The sequence below is a fragment of the Streptomyces sp. HSW2009 genome, assembly GCF_040240285.1.
GTDB lineage: Bacteria > Actinomycetota > Actinomycetes > Streptomycetales > Streptomycetaceae > Streptomyces.
Map to the genome: position 1 here is coordinate 1 of NZ_JBEHZD010000523.1, position 5405 is coordinate 5405.

Sequence of the window (5405 nt, forward strand, 5' to 3'; positions counted from 1 at the left end):
CCGCCAGGCGGGCCCGTACGACCGGTGGGCGGCCGGTGCCGGTGCCGGTGGAAGATCGACGGCCGGCGTCGTGGGGCCGCCGGGGCGGGGGGGGCGCGGGGCGGGCGGGGCGGCCGGGGGCGCGGCGCGCGGGCCCGGGGGGCGGGGCGCGGCGGCGGGCGCGGGGGGCGGGGGGGCGGGCGCGGTCACTGGTGCCGGTTCCTTCGTACGTACGGGGCGGGGGCGGGTGCGCACACGGGCTCGGGTTCGGGTTGGAGCGCGGCCCGTGGGTCGCGGGGTGCTACCCCTGGAGGTGGGAGTCGATGAGCCGGTCAGCGGCCTCGGGCAATGCGGCGCGGGACCGTTCGACGGAGTGGAACTGGGCGGCGGCGCCCGCCCCTTCCAGCAGGATCTGGAGCGCGTAGGCCAGCCCGTCCGGGTCGCGCACCGGCAACCGGGTGACCAGGGCGGTCAGTCGCCGCAGGTGCTCGGCCTTGAGCTCGTCGACGGCCCGGCGCACCGGGTGGTCCCGGTCGGGGAACTCGATCGCGGTGTTGGCGATGACGCAGCCGCGGTAGCCGGGCGTGCCCATCTCGCCCGCGACGCGGTCGATCACGTGCCGGAGTTGGGCCCGCACGTCGTCCGGACAGGCACGCCCGGCCGCCTCGAAGGAGGCGAGCCCGGCGACCGCCTGCGCCTGCACGTAGGCGACGGCGAGTTCGTCCTTGGAACCGAAGTTGCGGTAGAGGCTCGGCTTGCCGACCCCCGAGGCCGCCGCGATCTCGGCCACGCCGACCGACCGGATGCCATCGCGCGCGAACAGCTCGCACGCCGCCCGCCACACCCGCTCCCCCGCCGGCGCGCGCTTCTCCGTGTCCTCGACCATCCCGCCCCGTCCGTTCGTCCTGTTGCACTACCCGGCCCTGGCACGACGGCGCCGTGGGAGCCGCCGCTGCACCACCGGTCGCCGCATCGACGAGGTCGCCCACGCCGGTGCGTACCGATCGGTACGCGAGCGACTGTACCGATCGGTACGCGGGGCGGTCAACCGGGCGCGGGGCGGCCCGGTGGCGGGAGTTGGGCCGGGGCCGCCACGGGCGGCGACGCGCGGCACAGGAGCGGGCCGGCAACGCCGGAAGGGGCGGGCGGGGCCGGTGCGGGCCGGCGGCTCGGAGGAAACTCGAAGGAAGCCCGAAGGAAGCCCGAAGGAAGCCTGAAGGAAGCCTGAAGGAAGCCTGAAGGAAGCAAGCAAAAGAAAATCCGCCCTGGCGCGCGAGGGGGGATGAAAGCGTACGCGCCAGGGCGGAACTGCCGGAGCCCCGCGAGGGGGGAGCGGGGTCCGGCCATGGGGGGTTGGATCTCGGTGCTGGGTGGTGCGCGTTCGTGGGGGTGTGGGGGTGGTGCTGGTGACATCGATAGGGCGGACAGGGAAAACGAGGCGGTCGGCGCCGGGGGGAGCACCGACCGCCCCGCACGGTCGGGGAGGCCGTGACGTGGCCCACATGCTTCCCGCGGGTTACCTCATTGTCTCGCTTCCGGTATTAAAAGACGTTGTGGTCGTTGAGTTCACGTCCGCTGCCGGGTAGCTGACACAGGCATAGTCCGCCCCGCAGCGGGCCGCACAAGCAAGGGGGGCGTCGATGACCAGAGTCCTGGTCGTGGACGACGATTTCATGGTCGCCAGGCTGCACAGCCGATGCGTCGCAGCCACGGACGGCTTCACCGTGGCCGGCGTCGCCCACAGCGGCGCTGAGGCGCTGCGCGCCGCGGAGTTACTGCGGCCCGATCTCGTACTGCTGGACGTCTACCTGCCGGACATGGACGGCCTGACCGTGCTGCGCGAATTGCGGGCCCGCGATCCGCGGCACCAGGTGGACGCGCTGTTCATCACGGCGGCACGGGACGCGCACACCATCCGCACCGCACTGCGCTCCGGCGCCCTGCACTACCTGATCAAGCCGTTCCACCAGAGCGCGCTCCAGGAACAGTTGCGGCACATCGGCGCGCTGCGCCACCGGCTCAACGGGCTGGACGAGGCGAGCCAGGAGGCCAGCCAGGAGGACGTGGACCAGATCTTCGGCACCCGGCCACCGGGTTCGCGGGAACTGCCGAAGGGGCTCGCGCACCACACGGCCGAGCTGGTGGAACGCGTGCTGCGGCAACACCCGGAGGGGCTCTCGGCCTCCGAGTGCGCAGCGGCCGGCGAACTCTCCCGGGTCAGCGCCCGCCGCTACCTGGAGTACTTCGCGGAGACCGGCCGCGCGGACATCACGCTGCGGTACGGCGGTACGGGGCGGCCCGAGCGGCGCTACCGGTGGCTGGCCTGAGGAACGACTGACGGCCCCCGCCCGCGCGGGGCTGCGCACCCGTGGGCGGTGTGTTCCCTGTGCGGCGGTACGCGCGTACGCGGGCGGGGCCACGGGCAGCCGGGCGGGGGGCCCACTCGGCACGCGCGTACGCGTGCGCGGGGTTATGGGGCGGGGTTGGCTCGTGTGCTCCGGGCCGCGGGGCCGGGCCTGTCCGTGCTGGCCGCCGCCGGGACTGGCGCTCTCCCAACCGATCCGCCGCCAACCCGACCCGGGGCCGGGGCCGGCCCGCCGTCGGGGCCGCGCCCCGTACCGGCCCGCACCGCGCCCCGTCCGAGGCTGCGGTGCGGGTCCGTACGGCGTGCTACGGGTGGCTGTGCGGCCCCGGGCCGCCTCGGCGTCCCCCGGGAGCCCCGCGGAGCCGTGGGGGCGTCAGACGGCCAGCAGCGGGCCGAAGCCGCCGTTGCGGGCCAGCCGCTCCAGGGCGTCCAGGGCGGCCCACGCCTGGGCAGCCGCCTGCGGGTCTTCCTCGGTCAGGCCGCTCTCGGCGAACTCGTCCTCGTCGAGCCTGAGCACCGTGGCGCCGTCGGCCGAGCACCACAGGTCGAGATCGAGGTCGGTCACGGCGAGCGTCGCGCCGTCGACGCCGGCCGGCCGGGTCACGTCGCAGTACCAGCCCTTGAGCGAACCCCGCGCGTCACGCACCTCCTTGATCGCAAACCAGCGGTCGCGCCAGTAGTGCTCGGTGAACACGTCGCCGTGCTCGAAGCGGACGAAGCCGAAGTCGCGGACGCCGGCGCCGGCCCACGGCGCGCGGACCACCACGTGGTTGCCGTCGTCGCCGATCACCCGGGCCGGGTAGCGCACCTTCTCGCGCTCCCGCTTGACCAACCTGACCGTGATGTCGCTGCCCGGAGGCAGCGCCCCCGTCGTGGCCCCTGTCATGTGCCGTCCCCTCACCAGCCAGCCCGCCCGCGCCGGCGCGCCTCTGGTCTCGCCTGATCGTGTGTGGTCTCGTCCGGAGTCACCCGCGCGCGCCCGGAGCGGCCGGCGTCGCGCGGGCGCGCGGGCTGTGTCCCGCGGCGCGCGGGCTGTGCCCCGCGGCGCGCGACGGCCCCGTCAACGCCCGCGCAGCGCATGGGCGTCCACGGCCCGTACGCGCAGGTCCATACGGCCCCGTACGCGCCCGGGCGGGGCCCCGGGGGGCCCCCCCGGGCCCCCCCCCCCCGGCGCGCGTGCGTCCGAGGCCGGCGCCGTTCCCGCAGGCCCGGGGCAGGTTTTCGGCCGGGCGGTGCGGCCGGCGACCGGGTATCACGCCGTGTCGTCTGCCGCTACGCTCATCGGGCGCCGGCCCTAGCTAGGGGGACCCCATGCTGTATGCGGTGAAGTTCACGGAGGAAGCGGCCCGGGTTCGCGATGAGTTGCCCGGTGATCGGCGGGCGCTGCTGGAGCGCGGGCTGTCCGTCCTGGCCCAGGACCCGCAGCCGAAGATCTCGGTGGCGATCTCCGGCGACGAGAGCACCCGCTCGCTCGCCCTGACCCCCAATATCGGCATCGAATACCTGGTCAGCGACGGTCTGCTGCTGGTCCTCGTGGTGCACGTGGTGGACTTCACCCAGGTGCTCGTGGAGGAGTGAGCGGGCGCCGCCGCGCCGCTGCCCGGGGCGCCGGCCCGCCCGGCCGCGCGCACGGTGTGCGATGCGCCGGTGTTCGGCCCATGCGCCCCCAGTGCCCCCGGTCGGGGATACTGGGGGCGTAATCCGTAGGAAGGGCCACACAGTGACTGAGATCGAGATCGGCCGCGGCAAGCGCGGGCGCAGGGCGTACGCGTTCGATGACATCGCCATCGTGCCCAGTCGTCGCACCCGGGACCCGAAGGAGGTCTCGATCGCCTGGCAGATCGACGCCTACCGGTTCGAGCTGCCGTTCCTGGCCGCGCCGATGGACTCGGTCGTCTCCCCGCAGACCGCGATCCGCATCGGTCAGCTCGGCGGCCTCGGCGTCCTCAACCTGGAAGGGCTGTGGACCCGGTACGAGGACCCCGAGCCGCTGCTCGCGGAGATCGCCGAACTGGACGAGCGCACCGCCACCCGCCGGCTCCAGGAGATCTACCAGGCGCCCATCAAGGAAGAGCTGATCGGGCAGCGCATCAAGGAGGTGCGCGACTCCGGTGTGGTGACCGCGGCGGCGCTCTCCCCGCAGCGCACCGCGCAGTTCTCCAAGGCCGTCGTCGACGCGGGCGTGGACATCTTCGTCATCCGCGGCACCACCGTCTCGGCCGCGCACGTCTCCAGCGCCGCCGAGCCGCTCAACCTCAAGCAGTTCATCTACGAACTCGACGTGCCGGTCATCGTCGGCGGCTGCGCCACGTACACCGCGGCCCTGCACCTGATGCGCACCGGCGCGGCGGGCGTGCTCGTCGGCTTCGGCGGCGGCGCCGCGCACACCACCCGCAACGTGCTGGGCATCCAGGTGCCGATGGCGACCGCGGTCGCCGACGTCGCCGCCGCGCGCCGGGACTACATGGACGAGTCCGGCGGCCGGTACGTGCACGTCATCGCCGACGGCGGCGTCGGCTGGTCCGGCGACCTGCCGAAGGCCATCGCCTGCGGCGCCGACGCGGTCATGATCGGCTCCCCGCTGGCCCGCGCCACGGACGCGCCGGGCCGCGGCCACCACTGGGGCATGGAGGCCGTGCACGAGGACGTGCCGCGCGGCAAGCGGATGAACCTCGGCGCGGTCGGCACCACCGAGGAGGTCCTGCTCGGCCCCTCGCACACCCCCGACGGCTCGATGAACTTCTTCGGCGCCCTGCGCCGCTCGATGGCCACCACGGGCTATTCCGAGCTCAAGGAGTTCCAGCGGGTCGAGGTGACGGTCGCCCCGTCGCAGCACGACAACCGGTGACGGGCGGGCGGTAGCGGGCTGACCGCCTGGCACCGGGCCGCTGCCGTGGGCTCGCGCCCGTGCGGGGGCCGGCAGCCCGGGTGTGGGCCCGCCGCTCGCCCCCCCGCGGGTGGCTCCGCCCGCCCCGATCACAGACAGGGGGGGGGGGGGGGGGGGGGGGGGGGGGGGGGGGGGGGGGGGGGGGGGGGGGGGGGGGGGGGGGGGGGGGGGGGG

5 protein-coding genes are annotated in these 5405 nt (G+C 75.0%); 3 read left to right on the forward strand and 2 right to left on the reverse strand.

The genetic code is table 11. The features are described from left to right. Positions 1-280: 280 nt before the first annotated feature. Positions 281-865 carry a TetR/AcrR family transcriptional regulator gene (locus tag AAHZ94_RS27780; RefSeq protein WP_349996242.1) on the reverse strand — a complete coding sequence of 195 codons (585 nt, stop codon included), beginning with the start codon at positions 863-865 and terminating at the stop codon, positions 281-283. Positions 866-1619: 754 nt separating this feature from the next. Between AAHZ94_RS27780 and AAHZ94_RS27785 the strand changes: the two genes are divergently transcribed. Continuing rightward, entirely contained in the window at positions 1620-2306 is a 687-nt protein-coding gene (locus tag AAHZ94_RS27785) for a response regulator (protein WP_349996243.1), read from the forward strand. Positions 2307-2717: 411 nt separating this feature from the next. Here the strand turns inward: AAHZ94_RS27785 and AAHZ94_RS27790 are convergent, their stop codons facing one another. Beyond that, entirely contained in the window at positions 2718-3230 is a 513-nt protein-coding gene (locus AAHZ94_RS27790) for a ribonuclease FAU-1 family protein (RefSeq protein WP_349996245.1), read from the reverse strand. A gap of 425 nt (positions 3231-3655) precedes the next feature. Here AAHZ94_RS27790 and AAHZ94_RS27795 point away from each other — a divergent pair, with 425 nt between their 5' ends. After that, a complete protein-coding gene (locus AAHZ94_RS27795) occupies positions 3656-3922 on the forward strand; it encodes a hypothetical protein (protein WP_349996246.1) in 267 nt (88 codons plus the stop codon). Positions 3923-4064: 142 nt separating this feature from the next. Next, entirely contained in the window at positions 4065-5192 is a 1128-nt protein-coding gene (locus tag AAHZ94_RS27800) for a GuaB3 family IMP dehydrogenase-related protein (protein ID WP_349996248.1), read from the forward strand. The last annotated feature ends 213 nt before the right edge of the window (positions 5193-5405 follow it).

Excerpts from the sequence above, each read along its gene's own strand:
- AAHZ94_RS27780 (WP_349996242.1), bottom strand. The coding sequence starts at position 865 with ATGGTCGAGGACACGGAGAAGCGCGCGCCGGCGGGGGAGCGGGTGTGG.
- AAHZ94_RS27785 (WP_349996243.1), top strand. The coding sequence starts at position 1,620 with ATGACCAGAGTCCTGGTCGTGGACGACGATTTCATGGTCGCCAGGCTG.
- AAHZ94_RS27790 (WP_349996245.1), bottom strand. The coding sequence starts at position 3,230 with ATGACAGGGGCCACGACGGGGGCGCTGCCTCCGGGCAGCGACATCACG.
- AAHZ94_RS27795 (WP_349996246.1), top strand. The coding sequence starts at position 3,656 with ATGCTGTATGCGGTGAAGTTCACGGAGGAAGCGGCCCGGGTTCGCGAT.